Annotated in this window: 15 protein-coding genes; 1 reads left to right on the top strand and 14 read right to left on the bottom strand. The window is 51.0% G+C overall.

Annotation, left to right across the window (positions count from 1 at the left end; genetic code table 11):
- Positions 1-10: 10 nt before the first annotated feature.
- From IEY24_RS26255 to nirB, 14 genes are all read right to left on the bottom strand, one after another.
- On the bottom strand, positions 11-1,333 hold the full coding sequence (locus IEY24_RS26255; protein ID WP_229223183.1) for a sulfatase family protein: 1,323 nt from the start codon (positions 1,331-1,333) through the stop codon (positions 11-13).
- Positions 1,330-2,940 carry an arylsulfatase gene (locus IEY24_RS26250; RefSeq protein ID WP_188938045.1) on the bottom strand — a complete coding sequence of 537 codons (1,611 nt, stop codon included), beginning with the start codon at positions 2,938-2,940 and terminating at the stop codon, positions 1,330-1,332. Before IEY24_RS26250 ends, IEY24_RS26255 begins: the two co-directional genes overlap by 4 nt.
- A 24-nt stretch (positions 2,941-2,964) precedes the next feature.
- Complete coding sequence (locus IEY24_RS26245; protein WP_188938043.1) at positions 2,965-3,129, bottom strand: hypothetical protein; 165 nt, start codon at positions 3,127-3,129, stop codon at positions 2,965-2,967.
- A gap of 25 nt (positions 3,130-3,154) precedes the next feature.
- Positions 3,155-4,657 (bottom strand): sulfatase, encoded by a 1,503-nt coding sequence (locus IEY24_RS26240; RefSeq protein ID WP_188938040.1) that lies wholly within the window; start codon positions 4,655-4,657, stop codon positions 3,155-3,157.
- Positions 4,658-4,935: 278 nt separating this feature from the next.
- Complete coding sequence (locus tag IEY24_RS26235) at positions 4,936-5,616, bottom strand: hypothetical protein (RefSeq protein ID WP_188938036.1); 681 nt, start codon at positions 5,614-5,616, stop codon at positions 4,936-4,938.
- Between the two features lie 58 nt (positions 5,617-5,674).
- Positions 5,675-7,066, bottom strand: coding sequence for a sulfatase family protein (locus IEY24_RS26230; RefSeq protein WP_229223176.1), 1,392 nt, complete (start codon positions 7,064-7,066; stop codon positions 5,675-5,677).
- A 17-nt stretch (positions 7,067-7,083) separates the two neighbouring features.
- Entirely contained in the window at positions 7,084-9,408 is a 2,325-nt protein-coding gene (locus IEY24_RS26225) for an arylsulfatase (protein ID WP_188938034.1), read from the bottom strand.
- Between the two features lie 72 nt (positions 9,409-9,480).
- Positions 9,481-10,413, bottom strand: coding sequence for a type 2 periplasmic-binding domain-containing protein (locus IEY24_RS26220; RefSeq protein ID WP_188938032.1), 933 nt, complete (start codon positions 10,411-10,413; stop codon positions 9,481-9,483).
- 424 nt (positions 10,414-10,837) lie between these two features.
- Positions 10,838-11,632 (bottom strand): hypothetical protein, encoded by a 795-nt coding sequence (locus IEY24_RS26215; RefSeq protein ID WP_188938029.1) that lies wholly within the window; start codon positions 11,630-11,632, stop codon positions 10,838-10,840.
- A gap of 132 nt (positions 11,633-11,764) precedes the next feature.
- Entirely contained in the window at positions 11,765-12,679 is a 915-nt protein-coding gene (locus IEY24_RS26210) for a ThuA domain-containing protein (RefSeq protein ID WP_188938026.1), read from the bottom strand.
- Positions 12,680-12,777: 98 nt separating this feature from the next.
- On the bottom strand, positions 12,778-13,440 hold the full coding sequence (locus tag IEY24_RS26205) for a response regulator (RefSeq protein WP_188938024.1): 663 nt from the start codon (positions 13,438-13,440) through the stop codon (positions 12,778-12,780).
- Between the two features lie 28 nt (positions 13,441-13,468).
- Positions 13,469-14,896 (bottom strand): ATP-binding protein, encoded by a 1,428-nt coding sequence (locus IEY24_RS26200; protein WP_188938022.1) that lies wholly within the window; start codon positions 14,894-14,896, stop codon positions 13,469-13,471.
- A 92-nt stretch (positions 14,897-14,988) separates the two neighbouring features.
- Positions 14,989-15,342 (bottom strand): nitrite reductase small subunit NirD, encoded by a 354-nt coding sequence (nirD, locus tag IEY24_RS26195; protein WP_188938020.1) that lies wholly within the window; start codon positions 15,340-15,342, stop codon positions 14,989-14,991.
- Positions 15,343-15,456: 114 nt separating this feature from the next.
- Complete coding sequence (gene nirB, locus IEY24_RS26190; protein WP_188938018.1) at positions 15,457-17,973, bottom strand: nitrite reductase large subunit NirB; 2,517 nt, start codon at positions 17,971-17,973, stop codon at positions 15,457-15,459.
- A gap of 275 nt (positions 17,974-18,248) precedes the next feature.
- On the opposite strand from nirB, the gene cobA reads away from it, so the two are divergent.
- The gene (gene cobA / locus IEY24_RS26185) at positions 18,249-19,007 is read left to right on the top strand and encodes a uroporphyrinogen-III C-methyltransferase (RefSeq protein WP_188938016.1); all 759 of its coding nucleotides are present in this window, start codon (positions 18,249-18,251) and stop codon (positions 19,005-19,007) included.
- Positions 19,008-19,021: the final 14 nt, after the last annotated feature.

Genomic DNA, 19,021 nt, shown 5'->3' with positions numbered 1-19,021 from the left:
TTTAAATGCGTTATTCCCCTTTATCCGCAAATGCCGGATCGGGCTCTAACCCCGGCAATATCACTTTCGCTACACCCGGATCGCCGAATTTCCAGGCCGGCAGCTTATCCATTTCGGTCTGAAATACCTTTCTGATCTTCTCTCCTTCTACACCTGCCTTACCTAATGCAATCGGACTTTTCTCTTCAATATCCTTTTGCAAATCATAAAACCGGCCATCTGAGTAAAGCTTGTAATGGTGGTCCCTGAAAAACCGTGCCGATTGCTTGTTGGCACCTTCGGAATGAATAGGCTGGTAATGGGAGAAAATCCATTTACGGGGTGTGCCTTTTTCCCCTTTGATCTGCGGCAAAATGCTGGCACCGTCGGTATTCCAGCCTGTGGGCACATTCACATTCGCGGCTTGGGCGATCGTCGGAAGAATGTCCGTGAAATCCACGAGGTCGTTCGTTTCGTGGGTTTTGTAGCGACCCGAGCCCCAGTTCACGATCAGCGGCACATGATGCCCCCGATCGATCGTCAGTCCTTTACCGCCTTGCAGCTTGCTGCCGTCTTTCAGCTGCGTCACGATCGGCCTTCCGGTGCCGTTGTCGCCGGTAAAAATAATGATGGTATTCTCATACAGCCCGAGGTCTTTCAGCTTCCGCACGATCTTTCCTACATTTTTATCCAGATAAGAAACCATATCCCTGAAATTGGCCGTGTCCTTTTTGAAACGACCTTCCACGTCTGGCTTCCAGCTTTTACTATCGGGAGTAGGCAGAAAAGGATCGTGGACGAGCGCCATCGGAAAATAGGCCAGAAACTTGCGATCCTTGTTCTTTTCGATAAAGTTGAGCAGATAGTCGGTAAAAATATCCGGCCCGTAATCATCCGCATCCGTTTTCAGTATCTCCCCATCGCGGCGGGGCTTGCTAAGCTGCCATAGACAATACTGATCAAAACCAAAATGCTTCGGTAATTTCTGGTTGGCCCCGAGCTGCCATTTACCGGCAATGGCGGTGGTGTAACCCGCTTCTTTTGCCAGATGCGCAAACGTTTTCTGGTCCTGGTTCAGAAAACCGAATTCGGAGTAGTTTTTGTAATTATACTTCCCCGTCATAATCTGCACGCGCGACGGCGTGCAAAGCGGTTGCGAGAAGCCGTAATTGAACTTCAAACCCTCTTTCGCGAGCTTATCGATATTCGGGGTCTGGTAGGTGCTTCCGTATGCGCCAATGCATTCCCTACCCATATCGTCGGCGAGGATCAGTACGATGTTGGGCGTTTGCTTTTGGGCGCGGGCCGGTGCGAGCGCGAAGAGCGTCAGAAGCAGGGTCAGGTGTTTTTTCATTTGGATTGCTGTTTGGCTTTATCGTAATCATAAAACCATTTGAAGGTCTTGTCATAATCTTCGGCGCCTACGCGTTTGTACCATGCTTCATATTTGGCCACGAGCTTTTTCGCGATTTCAGGCTGCTTTTCGAACTGGTCGTTCAGCTCCGTGCGGTCTTTTTCTACGTCGTACAATTGCCATTTCTCCGTCTTTTCCGCGACCAGTTTCCATTTGCCGTCTCGAACAGCGCGGTTGCCTTCGTGTTCCCAGAAGATCGGGTTTTTGCGGTTTATAGGCTTGCCTGTGAATGCAGGCTTCAAACTGGCCCCTTCCAGCGGCTGAATGGTATTGCCGGCATAGGTCGTCGGATATTTGGCATTACCCAAATCCGCCACCGTAGCCATAATGTCGATAATATGCGCCGGTTGCCGTTCGAACTTGCCGTTGCGCGCCGCTGGAATACCCGCCGGCCAAGAGATAATGCCCGGTGAAGAGATCCCCCCTTCGTGGGTATGATGCTTGTAACCCCAAAATGGCGTACAAGCCGCTTCCGCCCAGCCCTGGCCCAGGAAAACGGTCGACTTCGCCGTGCCCGGCCGATCGCCTTCATAGCGGCCTTCGATGCCCGGCTCGGCATTACCGCCGTTGTCCGACACGAAAAGAATGACGGTATTTTCAAAAACACCACGTTTTTTCAGGCCGGCTACCAGGTCACCAATGCTTTTATCGAGCCGGTAGATCACCGCCGCGTAAATCGCCATCATATCGTCGTAGCGTTTTTTCTCGGCATCGCTCAGGCTGTCCCACTTCTTCACATTCGGATTAATGGGGGGCAGTTTCCACGATGGGTCCACCAACCCGAGTTTGACCTGCTTTTCATACCGCTCCTGGCGCAGCTTTTCCCAGCCTTTCAAATATTTGCCGCGGAATTTGGCAATATCCTCTTCGGGTGCCTGCAAGGGGAAATGCGGTGCATTGTGTGCGAGGTAAAGCAAAAACGGCTTTTTCTCAGCCGCGGCCTCATCGATGAACCGCAGCCCGTAATCCGTCCAAAGGTCGGTGGAGTACCAGTCCTTCGGGAGCTTGTCGGAGTCGTTCGCAATCTCCTCTCCATTCAAAAACAGCTTCGCATTATTGCCATTTCCATAATAAAAACCTCCCGCAGGCGCGTGCAGCGAGCGCTCGAAGCCGCGGTTGGACGGGTACACGCCATGCTGGTGCCCCACGTGCCATTTACCTGTCATAGCCGTAAAATAGCCCGCGCTTTTCATCACTTCGGCGATGGTCACGCTGTTATGGTTCAATTGACCACGATAGGCCGGATGGTCGGCACCTTTATCGTCCATCATATGCCCGATACCCGCCTGGTGGCTGTACACGCCCGTGAGCAGGGCCGCGCGCGTGGGGCAACAACGTGCCGTATTGTAAAAATTGGTAAGGCGCACCCCGTTTTGAGCCAGTTTGTCAAGATTCGGCGTCGGGATTTCGCTGCCGTAACAACCCAGGTCGGCATAGCCGAGGTCGTCTGCCAGGATCACGATCACATTGGGTTTCTTTTGCGCGAAAACGGTCTGCGCGGCGAAGGTAACAGCCAGCAGGAGCCAGCCGATTTGTTTTTTATACATACATATGAATGATTATTTCAAAACTTACTGATACCGGATTGTCACCTTCTTCAACTTGCCTGTAAATGCAAACGGCGTCTGGTACTGATCCGACACCGCGAATTTCTGGTCGCGGCCCACGTCGGCACCATCGATCTGCCACGGCCCGTGCGCCTGCATGGCCGCACTGATTCTGAAGAGCTTTTTCATTTTATTTTGGTATAATAAAAAATGACTATTCCTCTGTTGCTACCGTCGGGGCGCCATTGGGCTTTGGTTGGGTGCCCGGTGCATATTCCGGATTCAGTTGCGTTGGTATTGGCGCATTCGTCTTTTGTTTCCAGGCTTCGAGCTTGTCTTTCAGCTCTTTGGTTTTGACCGGATTGTATTTCGACAGATCTTTCGTCTCGCCAATGTCCGCGCGGATATTGTAAAGCTCGACGCGCCCGTCTTCATAAAACTGGTGCAGTTTGAAATCGCCTGAGCGGATGGTACTCACCGGCCGCGTGCGAAAAGCGTCTTTGTTCCGCTTATCGCCTTTGTAGGCTTCGAGGTAAGCCGGAAAATGCCAGAAAATGTCGCGCTGCGGGGCCGGTTTACCTGAAAGAAGGGGCACGAAGCTATCTCCGTCCACATCGGTATTCAACGGCTTTTGAATATTAGCCACTTCCAGCAATGTCGGGTAGAAGTCCACACCGATCACCGGCGAATCAGTTTGCGAACCGGCTTTGGTCTTGCCCGGCCATTTCACGATCAATGGCACGCGTACGCCGCCTTCGTAGAGCATTCCTTTGGAACCGCGCAACGGGTGCTGTGCCGTTACTGCCCCCATTCCGCCATTATCCGAGAAGAAAACGACCAGCGTATTTTCAGCGAGGTTCAATGCATCGAGTTGTTTCAAAACGCGGCCGATACCTTCATCGGCACTTTGGATCATGGCTGCATATACAGGATTGTAGTGATTGCTGTCAGCTTTCTTCGATTTGTATTTTGAGATAATATCCGCCTTGGCCTCGATCGGCGTATGCACGGCGAAGTACGACAGGTAGAGAAAAAACGGCTTCTGCTTATTGCCGTCGAGGAATTTCAATGCCTCATCGGTGAGCCGGTCGGTGAGGTATTCCCCTTCGCCCCCGGTGGTAATGCCTTCGTGCGGGGATGCTTTCCCATCTTTATTATAGGGATAAAAATAGGCGCTGGTACCGCCGGTACCGCCAATGACATGGTCGAAACCCTGGGCATGCGCGTCGGCGCCTTTGCCCTTGCCGCCCAACTGCCATTTACCGATCAGACCGGTGCTGTAACCGGCATTTTTCAGTTCCTCGGCAATCGTTACAAACGAAGGGTTCAGCACGGTATTATTCTCGATCGGGATCAGTTTCCGATCCACGGAGTTGCCGCGATCGGCATTACCTACGGTGTAAATGCCATGGCGCGGCGTGTATTTGCCCGTCATGAGCGAAGCGCGGCTGGGCGCACAGTTCGGGCCGACAGAATAGGCCTGCGAAAACCACATGCCTTCTTTCCGCAACCGGTCGATATTCGGCGTTTCGTAATACTTACTCCCGGCCGAACTTAGGTCCGTCCATCCCCAGTCGTCGACAAGGATGAAGAGGATGTTGGGCTGGTCGCTCGTTTGCCCGGAGGCATCTTTCACCACACCATTGACCGTTTCCCGGGCATAAGAGTGACTCAAAAAGCCTGTGAGGAACAGGACCAGGTAGAGATACTTTCTCATTATCAGCATTAAGCGGGTTTAGTAAAAATCAAGGAATGTAACGTCAAGCCGTATACGCACCAATGCGCATGCATGAAACCCCGCCCCTGTTTTTAAAGCATTACAGGCATTTGTAAATGTACCGTCTGGAAATGGTGGTTATTTCCGGTCGACAGGAATTCCAATAAAATACTTACTCTATAAATTTAATCGACAAAATAAGGTTATCAATTCCAATAATGCAAGGAGCACCCTGCATTATTGGAATTTTTTAACGTGTAGCATTGAGTAGGGAACGATTAGTCCAGTTTGGTTACTTTCAAATCGGTAAAGTGCCCGAGCGTGCCCGGCCCGATCCACAGGCCGACGCTTCCGCGAAGGTCCTTTCCCTGTTTGAGGTCGTTGACAATCAATGTAGGCTGGGAAGCGCCATTCACATAAAACTTCGCAGTTTCGTCCTTCACCTCGATCTTCACCTTGGTCCATTCAGCCGGCAGCATGTCCGCATAGGCTTCGTATTTTTCAGGAGTTTCCTTCCGCAACTTCTCCCACGGGAACCCGGGCATCGAAACATATTGCGTGGAGTGGTTCCTGCGCATCTGGTCGTTGGCGCGGCCATTTGTCGGACGGATGTAAAACAGCTCCATTTTGGAAGTATCCGCAGCAACCCTGAATGCAATGCCGACAAACCCGCGTGCCCCTTCGCCGGAATTCGCCCTCGGCTGGCCCGAAATGGTGGCTTCGATCGTACCGTTATGAAAATCAATGCCTTTCAATACGGCTACTGTCTTTTCATTATTGGGCATTCCGGGCATTTCAAGGGCAATAGCTTGCTTTCCTTTAAAGTCAGTTGCTGTGACGGCCACCTGATAGGCTGTAAGCGAAGCGGGTTTGAGGACGATGTCCTGCGCTTTGGCAGAAGTAAACAAAAAGGACAGGGCGAATGAAAGCCCGACGGCGGTGGTGGTGATCTTTTTCATGGCTCGTTTTCAAGTTAAAATGGAATGGTTATCAAATACATAACCATTCCAAAACTACTTACTTGCCAGTAGTTTTCCCAGCTGCCCGATCCGCTCTTTTCTTGATATGGCTGTCGTCGGAGGGCATGCGCTGCACGAGCGGCAACGGAGTATCGCCTATTTTCTTTTTATAGGTTTCCAGCGAGGCCAGCAGTTCTTTCGCTTTCGCCGGGTTGGATTTCAAAAGGTTATTTTGCTCACCAATATCGGTTTTGAGGTTAAAAAGCAATGTATCCGCCGCCGGTACGATCGTCGCATTGCCCATCTTCACATCCTTTTGCGGTAGCCTGATCTTCCAGTCGCCCTTGCGGTAGGCTTCAATAATACCGTTAGAGTAATAGGCAAACTCGTCACCTTTCCGTTTGCCGGTTCCGAATAGTACCGGGCTGATGTCTTCTCCGTCGAGCGGTTTTTTAGTTTGGGTTTTCTGGCTACCTGTAAGGCTGATAATCGTCGGGTAAAAGTCCAGGTGCGATGCCAGATCGTCATAAACCGTCCCCGGCTTGATCTTACCCGGCCAATAAGCCACGGTCGGCACGCGCTGCCCGCCCTCGAAAGTGGTCCCCTTACCCTGCCGCAACGGCCCGGCTGAGCCACCTTCCACATCGAAGATCAGCCAGGGGCCGTTATCGCTGGTGAATACTACGAGTGTATTTTCTTCCAGCCCATTCTTTTTCAATGCTTTTACAACCTCACCCACGCTCCAATCAAGTTCTTCAATCACATCGCCATACAAACCTCTTTTGGACTTACCCTCGAATTTTGGCGAAGCGTAGATCGGTACGTGCGGCATGTTATGGGTAATGTACAGGAAAAACGGCTTGTCCTTGTTTTGGTCGATAAACCGTACCGCTTCCTTTGTGTACGTCTGCGTAATGTATTTCTGGTTGACCTTCATACTGTCCACGTCGTTGCCGCGCAAATAGGCTACGCCCATCATATCATTGCTGTACGGAATACCGTAATATTCATCGAAACCATTTTGTAACGGCAAAAACTGCCTGTGATGGCCCAAATGCCATTTGCCGAAGATCGCGGTGCGGTAACCATTGCCTTTCAAAGCCTCGGCGATGGTCACTTCTTCGGCAGGAATGCCCGTGAAGCTTTCAGGGAAAAATACATGATCGATTCCCAGCCTGCGCGGGTAGCGCCCGGTAATAAGAGCTGCACGCGTGGGACTGCATACGGGTGAGGTGGAATAGAAGGAAGTCAGCTTGATACCATTCGTAGCCAGTCCGTCGATATTCGGCGTGCGAATATCTGTCGCGCCGAATGTACCAATGTCGCCATAGCCAAGGTCGTCGGCTAGGATGATCACGATATTAGGCTTGCGGGGTGTTTGGGCCTGCACTGTCAAGGCGGCCATCCAGGCGCCCAACAGCATTGCCGCACCTGTTAAAAGTGTTCTCATTGAATGCATTTTAAGTATTAATTACCCTTTTTTAACAACCCTACTTTCCCCTGATTCTGCTCGCGCTGCTCGATCACCAGCTGCCTGACGGCACCGGTAAAAGCAAAGGTACCCGGGTAATCCCTGGTCACAGGCGAATTCAGGTCTTTCCCGACGCTGAACCCGTCGGAAGAGGCCGATGCAAGGTATTTCGTAGCATTAATATCAGCCTGTTCAGCTACTTGCTCGCCATTAGCTAACAAGGTAACCTTTTTATCAGCCGAAAACTGCAAGCGGATGATGTTCCTGCCTTCTTTTAATGCCTTGGAAGACTTTAATAAAACCTGCTTAACACCGTCGTTAAGCAGGTAATGCAGTTGGTTTTGTTTGATATAAAGACTGCTCCCACCCAGCAGCCCCCCGTTCGCGAAAATCACGCCTTCCGCATTTTTACCCGTCTCGACTTCGGCTGTAATATCTATCGGCCCTTTTCCGATGTAAACCCGCGTTTTGATCGTAGTACCTTCGTAAATCACCGTCTTCGGACGGATAGGCGGTGGCGTGAGCCCGGCACGAAAGTTTTTCAGCGGGTATACATTGTATTTCTCCGCTTCTTCATCAAACAGTTTTTTCAATACTTCCAGCTTTTCGGGGTGCTCGGCAGCGAGGTCATTGATCTCGTTCCAGTCTTCATTGATATTGTAAAGCTCCCATTTGTCACGCTTGAAATCCGCAATAAAATTGATATCCGTCGTCTCCTCGCCAAAAGTATTCCGCGGATGATAGACGCTTGCTTTCCAGCCATCTTTGTAAATGGCACGGCCGCCGTGCAGCTCATAATATTGTTGGGTATGCCGCGCCGCAGCTTGCGCGTCATTGAGCGAATAGACCAGCGACGTACCGTGGAAGGGCCATTGTTTATAGCCATTGATTTCCGCGGGCACCTTCACACCGGTCAGTTCGATGGTCGTTGGCAGAATGTCGGTCACATGCGCATATTGCGTCCGAAGCCCGCCTTTATCGGTAATGCCTTTGGGATAATGCACAATCAGGGTTGTATGCGATGCACCTTCAGCGTTCACATCGCTTTTCCAATAACGGAATGGCGTGTTGGTAGCCTGCGACCAGCCCAGCGGATAGTTGGGATAGCTGTATTCGGTACCCAGCTTATCGTATTGGGATAAAAGAAATTTGACATCATCTCCGGACGACTTTTCTGCTGTTCCGGCCGTGCCGGTGTAAGTTCCTTCTTTACTCCCGCCATTATCCCCGACGACGAGGAAAATCGCCGTATTATCTAACTGACCGATCTGTTGCAAGTAATCCACTACCCTGCCCACCTCGTAGTCGGTATAGGAAAGAAAGCCTGCATATACCTCCATAAACCGTGCGTAAATTTTCTTCTCATCGGCCGAGAGCGAGTTCCAGGGTTTGATACCGGTTTGTCGCGGGGGCAGTTGCGTGCCTTTCGGCGCGAGGCCGCCGGCCAGTTGTCGTTGGAAAACCTTTTCACGGTATTCGTCCCAGCCGCCGTCGAACTTACCTTTATACTTATCGCTCCACTCGCGGGCTACATGATGCGGCGCGTGCGCAGCGCCGGTTGCGAGATAGAGAAAAAATGGCTTTTCAGGATCGGCTGATTTTTGATTGGCAATGTAGGAAATGGCTTTGTCAGACAGCAGCCGGTTCAAATGCTTTGTGTTGGGCTCGATATCGATCGGTGAGGTTTCCTCTACCAACTGCGGGTGCCACTGATCGGTAGCGCCACCCAGGAAACCATAGAAATGTTCAAAACCCCTGCCTGTCGGGTAGCGGTTGTAGGGTCCGGCGATAGTGAGGTCGCGCGGCTGGTTACCATGCCACTTACCTAACGCAAATGTGTTGTAGCCATTTTCTTTAAAGATTTCGGCCACTGTTCCCGCCTCGAAGGGGATATTACCGTTGTAACCCGGTGCTCCGATGCCCAGCTCGGCGTGGTGCCCCATGGCTACGGCATGCGGGTTCCTGCCCGTGAGCAGGGATGCGCGCGTAGGGCTGCAGATGCCTGTGGTGTGGAAGTTTGTATAACGCAGGCCGCCTTTGGCCAGCTTTTCAAAATTAGGGGTATCAATTAAACCGCCAAATGCGGAAGTTGCGCCGAAACCCACGTCGTCGAGCAGGATCCATACCACATTAGGTGCACCTTTGGGAGCCTTGGGTTGCTCCTGCCACCACTGTTCAGTCTCTTCGATCGTTTTCCCGATCTTACCGCGGAACGGCTGAACGGGGTCATGCTGGGCGGATGCGTGGCCAAAAACGGCAGTGCTGAGCACAAAAAGGCTCAGCCGCTGCCTGGTCAGGGCGGATAGTAGTCGTTTTTTCATGAAGGTTTTGGAATTGAAGGTAGAAGAAAGCAGCGGGCACCACACAACGTCGTGCCCGCGGGCGTGCAAACCTTACTTTACAGCCTGAAATCTTTCGAGTTTCTCTTTCTCGTCAGCCAGCCTTTTGGCGTCGGCTTTCAGATAACCGAATTGATGAAGGTCTTTCTCGGCATTCGCCGCTACCCAGAGCAGGAATTTCTTCGCTTCCTGATTCGAGTTATTTTTTGCGATTGAAAAATGGATGTTTTCAACCGGCACATTTTTTACTTTTTCTGCTTCCAGCGTTGCAATTACCTGGTCGAGGTTTTCCAATGCTTTTTCTTCCTTCGAAACGCGTCCATTGCCATCCAGGTCCACAGGAATGATCGTCAGGCCTTCCAGCGGCTTGCGGCTTGCCAGATCATAGGCGAGACCGGGCGTGGTGTAGGTAATGCCCGTTTCATCTTTCAGCAGGGCTTTGATCAAATGCTCATCGGCACCTGCAATGGCCTTGCCTTTGATGTTTTGTTGCTCATAACCGAAGTACCGGGCGAAGGTGAGCGGCGCGCCTGCTTTTTGAAGACGGGTGTAAATCGTGTATTGCGTCGTCAGCGACTTGTCTTTTTCCGCATAAATATCGTGGAAGAAAATCTGCTTGTAGGTTTTCTCGTTCAGCCCTTTATCGGCATATTCTTTCGCAAACGCCGATTTTGCATTCGCTACCGGCAGCAAAGCATAGCGACCGATCGAGATATACTCGCGGGTATCCTTCACTTCTTTTTCCTGGTCATACGCCTCGATGAGCAAGTCGTATTTTGCCGGATCGGTGATGGTACGCGTCTCGATCACGATCTGCGCCTTGGGATTAGCGGCGGTATATTCCTTGATCCATTTATCGACCAGCGGATAGGCGAAGCGTACGCCGGTGATGATCACTTTATTTTCGTTGGATTCCTGTGCAAATGCATTGGGGAAAGCGGCCAGCGCAAGACCTGCTGCCAGGATGATTGTTCTAAAATTCTTCATGATGTAAAATGGTTGGAAGCGTGGGCCAGTCAACCCACAGCATAATTAATGATATGTAACAGGGTGAAAATCAGAATGCGGCGACACGTGCCGTCGTCAGAAACAGCTCAACAACAGCAACAGGATGCAAGTGCGTAGGAATAACCGGGGAAGCCCACCATAGGCATAATAATACTGCGCGAAGAATAACGATCCATCGATTTCATGTTTGAAAAAGATTGTGGTATTGATCTTGTCTGCTGGTGGTTAACAGATAAAATCTACTAATTTGATAGACAAAGTAAGTTTAAAGAAATTAGAAACGCAAGGGGTTGGGCTGAAATTCGTTGAAAATTGGGAGTAATGGGAGATTACCCAAAAACTCAGTGCACTGACAACGATTTCATTGCTTTTATTTCAACACACCTGCCAACGAGATCACCGCTTAATGTCCAACCGGCGCCGATGCATTATCAAGCGTCTGAGATTTTCCTTTCCTCTTACTCCATTTCTTAAAATCCTTCCAGATGGCCTCAGGATACAAGTTGACTCCGTAACTATAATAAAACCCGCTGAACCGTTCGCGGAACTCGCCGGAGGAGAGTGCATTGCGGTAGCCGATCTGGGAATTGATACCGGCCCAGCGGAATGCGCGGTACTCGGCGTAGACACCTACCTGCAGGGGAATGAAGTAATCCTTTCGCGAGCCGGAGGCGACGCCGTCGAAAAGGTCGCGGAAGCGGGTGCTTTCGTTACCGATCCCTATTTCCAATGGTGTGGATAATACCCAGCGCTTGTTGCGGATCGCTGTGTGCCAGTAGGCAAAATTGGCAAAGCGAACGTCGGTAGCGGTGTAATAAGAGAGGTTCAGCGGGTTGGGGAGTATTTTACGCCAGTTGACGAGCCGCCGGGCGGCATTGTAGCCCAGCCAATAATAACCTGCCGTAAGGCGATTGCGCTTTTCGCCAAAGGTTATTCCCGCATTGACTCCGAAAACATTGATATGCTTATGCTGAATGAATGTGCCCCGCGCATCAAAATTAAAGAACAGCTTGGCTTTGTTTTGCGCAGCGGCATTGCTTTGTAACGCGGTGGTGTCTTTTACGACAGTAGCTTTTTGTATAGCAGCAGTGGAATCTGTTTGGGCATAGGCCAACCGTTGCCCTGCAAAAAACAGGATTAATAGTAAAATGTTGATCTTGTTAGGGCGCTTGCGCGGTTCCTGAAAACCGTATTTCATCTGGACTTCAAAACAAACGGCAACGGGCCTGCTTCGTCTTTTGTCTTTGTCAGGACCACCGGGGATATTGCAATCATTAACGCAAAACCGGTGAAAGAAATTTACGGATTAAAAAAATTTAATCCGCAAGCCTCAGTTTACACGCTTGGCAAGGGCATTCAACTCATTTTCAGTAGGAGTCGCGGAAGGTACTCCTTCGGCAGGGATATCGATTTTTGCTGCCCAGCTGATCGCATTCAGCACGAGTTTGCGAAAATTATCGTTCCCCCAGTTCTTGTGCATATGCCCGCCCGTAAAGCCGAATCCCCGACCTCCGTCGGGCCGCTCGAAGGCCCAGGCGAGGGTTTGCATTTCCTTTCTGGTGATAACTGCCTCGCGCACGGCGGGATTGTTGGAATGCGTCCCGTCTGGCTGTTTCAGCGTCGCTTCCGGTGGTAATGCCTGCAAAATAGGCGTTACACCCTTCATGTCAGCCGGGAAACGCATATGGTAATACCACTCGTCCAGAATCGAGAAAGGTTTTACACCGCGTGCGACGGGATGATCGGGAAACCGTGCGAAACTGGCTTCCCAGACAGGATTTACAGACCAATTAGTCTCAAAATATCCCCCTATCCATTTCAAAAAACGTTCGCCGCCAGCGTCTGCGGATACTTCAAGGGAAAAATGCAGATTTACAATACCAGTGCCGCCGGCTACCAGTTTTTCCATTTTCGCAGCATGAACCAACTCCAGGTGATCGCTACCGCCGCCGTCGAGATAGAAAACGATGGCAGCGGCATTGTCTAGTACCGATTCATCCTGTGGCCAGCCATTACGCACCACCACGGCTTCTACACCCGGCATGCTGTCGTTCAGGGCTTTGGCCAGTAAAGTACAGCCGCCGTTGTGCTCATGCTCGCCTTTGCCATGGCTATCGGGGCCTGCAATGAAGACAATCTTCTTTCGCGCCTGCGTATTTTTTCCGCCCGGCTTTCCCGAATTCTGAGCAAAAACAGCCGTGCAAAATAGCAACAGAGCCAAAATGAAAGTGTATTTCCTGTCCATCGCGTCGTCGAGTTAAGTACCGGCTCGCGCAAGCCCGTGACCGGGCAGCGAAGCTTATCAAACTTTTGATGGACATTGTAAAAAATCAGGCCATTGGGTTACTTCATCGCAAGACTAATAAGCTCGGCGGTGTTTTTCACATTGGCCTTTTTCATAATACTGGCGCGTTGATTGGCCACCGTATTGGAGCTGATATCAAACTTTTCAGCTATATCCTTGCTGCTCATGCCCTCGGTAAGGCATCTGAGAATCTGCTGTTCGCGTGGGGTAATAATTTTCCAGATTGATTTCTCCTGAATCTCTTCCCGCACGGGTCGGGCATCGGACACACGCGAGAGCTGTTTGAGGAGGCTTTTGATGATCACCGACGACGCGTAGGGCGGGAAATAGAGCTCTCCCTTGGCAATGGCACGGATCGCCCTAAGCATTTCGTCGCGGCCGGTGTCTTTTTCCAGATAGCCGGATGCACCGTTCAGCGCGGACGAAAGCATGTAATCGGTATTGTTATGCATGCTGAATACGAGGATTTTCGCAGACGGAAATACCGGCACGATCTGCCTGATCACGTCCAGGCCCGACATACGGGGCATCGTCAGATCGAGCAGGATCACATCGGGCTTCACTTTTTCGATCATATCCCATACCTCGTCACCGTCCGAGGCTTCGCCGGCGATGATCAGGTCTTCCTCATCTTCAAGCAGGGTAATAATGCCCTGCCTCACTACCGAATGATCGTCTACAACTAAAATCCGAATAGGCATACGTGGTCAGCAAATCAGTAGTAAGTCATTATAAATCAACACGAACGACCAGTTTCGTTCCGCTATCCACCTTTGAAATGATTTCTATTTCACCATTCAGAAGCTGGGTGCGTGTACGGATATTTTCCATCCCATTACGGGTCAGGAACTGTCCTTCTGACTTTAAATTACTAATTAAAAATCCTTTTCCGTCATCGGCGATTTCCAAAACAATGCGATTCTTATTTTGTTCCAATTTAATCTTGATCTGATCCGCATTCGCATGTTTCACCGCATTATTCAACGCTTCCTGGGCAATGCGGTACAGTCCGATCTCCATTGGGCGACTCATCAGGATCCGCTCACCCGTTTCGCCTTCGAACAAAACCTTGATTCCCGACAAATCGGCGGTCTGCTGGCAGAGCAATTTCAATGCCGATGCCAACCCGAAATCACTGAGCACAGAAGGCATGAGATTGAATGATACCTGCCTGGTTGTCTGGATGATGTCCTGGATAAGCGTTACCAGCTGTTCAACGCGTTTCTGGTGTTTTTCGTCGTGAAATTGCATGGCCTTCAACTTCTCCGCATGCAGTTTCAATCCTGTAAGCATCTGGCCTATTCCGTCGTGCAGCTCCAATGCGAAACGTTTTCGTTCCTCCTCCTGCCCTTCTATCAGCGCCCCTGCCCTGACGCGGTCTTCGGCCAGTTGCAATTCATATTTCTCCTCTTCGAGACGTAACAGTTCTTTCTGTGTTTCGACAAGCTGGATATTAGCCTCCTTTAATCTTTGATTGGAAAGCTGCAATGCATCTTCCGACTCCGTGAGCATCCGCACGACGCGCCGGGTGGTATTCACTACCGGCCTGAAAATTAGTAACCCCTCCGCGACGAGCACCAGGATCGTCATCAGATCGAGGATCCATTCGATACGTTCCAGGTTTTCAAGCCTTTCAAAACTCTCCTTGTCGAATTGAAATACAATGCGATCCATCTGCGCCAGGAACCGCGGCTCATTTGTGAGGACTTCGGCCAACGCCCGTTGCTTTCCGGCCAGGCCGGCGCTGTCGCTGCTGATGATGCGCAGATTTTGATAGATATGGTCAAAAACGGGAGCCAGCTCGCGGAACATCGTGTCCAGCGGCTGGCTCTTCCAGGTAACAAAACCCTTTTCAAGGGGAAGTTTTCTCGACACCAGATCCTCGTGACTGTCTTTCCACAATGCGAGTAACGAATTGAAACTCACCGTGTCGCGGTGCTCGAAGCTATTGATCTTCAATACGGCGAGCTTGGTAAGCCGCTGACTTAGCATCCGCTGACGCCCGGCCACATTCACGACGCGACTGTCGTGGTTGAGGTTCCTGATCGTGCGCCTGATCAGAAACAGGCCGCTCATGGTAAGCAAAGCCACCACACACAACGCCACTACATAAAACCGCGTCAGGCTACCCGCTACGCGCTTGTCAAGTCTCTCCATATGGTACCAGCCCAGGGGTGAAACCCTGGGTTAATGATCGGTCTGTGACCGGACGGCGCTGCCGTCTATGTCCCTTTAACGGGCCGGGACGACTACAAGCCGATGTAGACGCGGTTCTCTTTGACCATCACCGGGAAAGTGTTGATCCGGTATTCGTCGTCGTTCAGGCACTGTCCGGTTTGCAATGAAAAGGTTTTTTTATGAAAAGGACAAGCTACTTTCGGTTCTTCTCCCTGACTGCCGATCATTCCCCGCGAAATTGCCATCTGCTGGCGGTGCGGGCATTGGTTGTCGGTAGCATACCACTCGCCCCTTCTTGAAAAGTTAAATATTGCGATTTGTTTACCACTGATGAATGCGCAGCCTCCGCCATCTTCCGGGATGTCGTCGACATAGCACGCCATGTGCCAGGTTACTGCATTGATTGTGTCGGTGATCGTTTCCATCTGTCTGTAAGGTTGATCGTTGTGCCTCCCCAGGCTGAAGCCCGGAGTTGAAATAATAGTAGTTATATACCCCAGGGTTTCAACCCTGGGGTGGTACTGAAACGCAATACGGCCTTACGCCCACTCCGTCGCCTTTTTCTGCTCGCGCATCTCTGCGAATGTGATGCTTGGGTCTTTGATCGGCGTGTTCACGAAATGGGTGAATCGCTTGCGCAGTTCAGGACTTTCGACCACTTCGCGCCACTCGCATTTGTATACGTCGATGAGGTTTTGCATGTCGCGTTCGAGTTCTTCGGCGATGCCGAGCACATCGTCCACAACCACGGCTTTCAGGTAGTTCATCCCCCCCTCCATTTTGTTCAGCCAGGTAGCAGTACGTGTCAGAGGATCAGCCGTTTTAATGTAAAACATCAGAAAACGGTCGATCAGGCGGAGGCAAGTTTCTTTGTCTACATCGCTCGCCAGAAGTTGGGCATGCTGCGGTTTGGCGCCGCCATTGCCGCACACAAACAGGTTCCAGCCTTTGTCGGTAGCGATAATGCCGAAGTCTTTACTTTGCGCCTCCGCACATTCGCGCACGCAGCCGGATACCGCCGATTTCAATTTATGAGGGGAGCGCAGCCCTTTGTAGCGGTCTTCGACTTCAATCGCAAAAGACACCGAGTCCTGCACCCCAAATCGACACCAGGTAGAACCCACGCAGCTTTTCACCGTTCTCAACGATTTGCCGTAAGCGTGGCCGCTTTCAAAGCCCGCGTCGATCAGTTCTTCCCATATATCCGGCAAGTCGCCCAGGTGGGCGCCGAACAAGTCGATGCGCTGGCCGCCGGTGATTTTAGTGTATAATCCATATTTCTGAGCCACCTGACCGATCACGATCAGCTTTTCGGGCGTGATTTCTCCGCCCGGAATCCGCGGAACCACCGAATAGGTACCGCCCTTCTGGATGTTGGCCAGGTAACGGTCATTCGAATCCTGCACTACCGCACGGTCTTTTTCAAGAATATTTTCATTCCAAAGGCTGGCCAGTACCGAGGCTACCACCGGCTTGCAGATTTCGCAACCATCGCCTTTGCCATGATGATCGAGCACGGCGCCGTAGGTTTTCAGCCCATTCATTTTAACAAGATCCATCAGTTCCTGGCGCGAATAGTCGAAATGCTCGCAAACAACGTTCCGCACATAAACGCCTTTTTCCTTTAACACACCCGTGATAAGGTCCTTCACCATCGGGATACAACCGCCACAGCCGGTACCGGCTTTACAGCATTTCTTCAATGCATCCACAGTCTGATGGCCGTTTTCGCCTACTTCATGGCAGATCATCCCCTTGGTAACGGCCTCGCATGAGCATATGAGCGCGTCGTCGGGCAGGCTCATCACGCCCGCACCCGCTTCCTCGCCCCCGCGGGAGCCCAGGATCAGATCTTCGGAGTCGGGCGGCAGAATGGTTTTATTTTTGCAGGTTTGGAGGAGCATATTGTACTGCTCTGCTTCTCCTACCAGTATTCCACCGAGCAACGTTTTACCGTCGGTGCTTACGTTAATGCGTTTGTAAATGCCTTTGGCTTTGTTTTCGTAACGGATCGTCCTGCAAGCCGGCTCTTCCACAAACGGATCGCCGAAGCTCGCGACGTCGGTCCCGATCAGTTTCAGTTTGGTCGACATGTCGTAAGGAAGAAACTCCTTTTCGCCACCCGTCAACATGGTAGCCACCACGTCGGCCATTTCATAGCCCGGCGCTATCAGCCCGTAGATCATATGGTGGGCCAATGCACATTCACCGATCGCGAAAATGAAAGGATCGGAGGTCTGCAACTGATTATTAACTACAATACCACCGCGCGGGTGTGTTTCGAGGCCGGCGATTTTCGCAACTTCGTCACGCGGGCGGATACCCGCGGAGATCACCAGCATATCTACTTCAAGGAAGGTATTATCCGCGAACTGCATTCCTTCAATGCAATCGTCGCCTTTGATTTCCTGTGTGCTTTTTGAAAGGTGTATATGTAAACCGAGTGATTCGAGCTGGCTTTGCAGCATGCGCGAACCGGCATCGTCGATCTGCCTTGGCATGAGCCTTGGAGCGAATTCAACGACATGTGCCTCTTCCAAACCTAAGTCCAGCAGCGCCTTTGCCGCTTCAAGACCCAGCAAACCACCACCGATCACCGCACCTCTTCTCGCCTTTTTGGCATACGACTGGATCAGTTCCAGGTCCTCGATCGTGCGGTATACAAATACTCCGTCCTTTTCAACACCCGGGATCGACGGAACAAAGGCTCCGGAACCGGTTGCCATGACAAGGTAGTCATAATACACTATATGTCCATGATGTGAACGCACCAGTTTCTCCTCCCGGTCAATGTCCACCACCGGATCGGACAAAAACAACCGTATCCCGTTCTCGGCATACCAGTCGATGCCGGCCATAGAAAGGTCATCTGCCGTCTTGCCTGCAAAAAACTCGCTCAAATGTACTCTATCGTAGGCAGCACGAGGCTCTTCGCCAAATACAGTGATGGTAAAATCCTGTCCATCTTTTTTTTTCGAGAGGAGCTTTTCACAGAATTTGTAGCCCACCATACCATTGCCAACTACGACGATCCGGGTGTTTGAAACAGCTTTCATAGTAATTAATAACTATTGATTTGTGAAAACATAATTATTTTGTTGCACTATTTTAATATTATGTGTGTATCATTACTTTTTCGATAAGTCAAAAGTAAATCGTGTTTTTTGGATTTCCTAACTTTTTATTCGCAACTATGGTTAAAAACAAACATAAATTTTGGCAAAATGATTGTTTTATAAAATTTGACTAGTAAATTTGAACCAGTAATCGATATAGTTACAAAATACTATATATAGTACATTTCCAATATTCACTCTATTATATATAAGAGATGGAAGCGAAACTGACATTGGTAGGAGCCGGCCCCGGAGATAGCGAACTGATCACACTGAAAGGAATGCGTGCATTGCAGACTGCGGACGTGGTACTCTACGACGAACTCGCCAATGCGGCGTTCCTGGATTTTGCGCCAGCCCACGCATTGAAGATGTATGTAGGCAAGAAAGTGGGCAACCCTTCCTTCTCACAGGACGAGATCAACGGCCTGATCGTCCGCCTCGCCCGCAAGCGCGGTCATGTTGTAAGGCTCAAAGGCGGCGACCCGTTCGTGTTCGGCCGCGGGCATGAGGAGATCGAATATGCACAGGACCACGACATCCCTTGCGCAATAGTACCGGGTATTTCCAGCAGCATCTCAGTGCCCGCTTCACTTGGCGTACCTGTTACGCGCCGCGGTGTGAGCGAAAGTTTCTGGGTGATCACGGGCACAACGCAGAACGGCGAGCTTTCGGACGACCTCCGGCTGGCGGCGCAGTCACGGGCTACGGTGATCGTGTTAATGGGTTTGAATAAACTGGAAGAGATTTGCGCATTATACAAACACTTCGGACGCGGCCATTTGCCAATGGCGGTGATCCAGAACGGCACCCGGCCGGATGAGAAGAGTGTGGTGGGACAGGTTTGGGAGATGCCCCGGCTCGTACGCGAGAACGGGATCGGCACTCCGGCTATTATGGTAATGGGCGAAGTTGTGGCCCTTAGCCCCGCCTACGCATTAGAATACCTGCAAAACATGCAGATGGCATTTTAACCTGCTTTGCTTTC

This window comes from Dyadobacter endophyticus (assembly GCF_014641595.1).
Classification (GTDB): Bacteria; Bacteroidota; Bacteroidia; order Cytophagales; family Spirosomataceae; genus Dyadobacter; species Dyadobacter endophyticus.
Note: the sequence above shows the minus strand (reverse complement) of the source record. Positions and strands in the feature narration are given on the sequence as shown.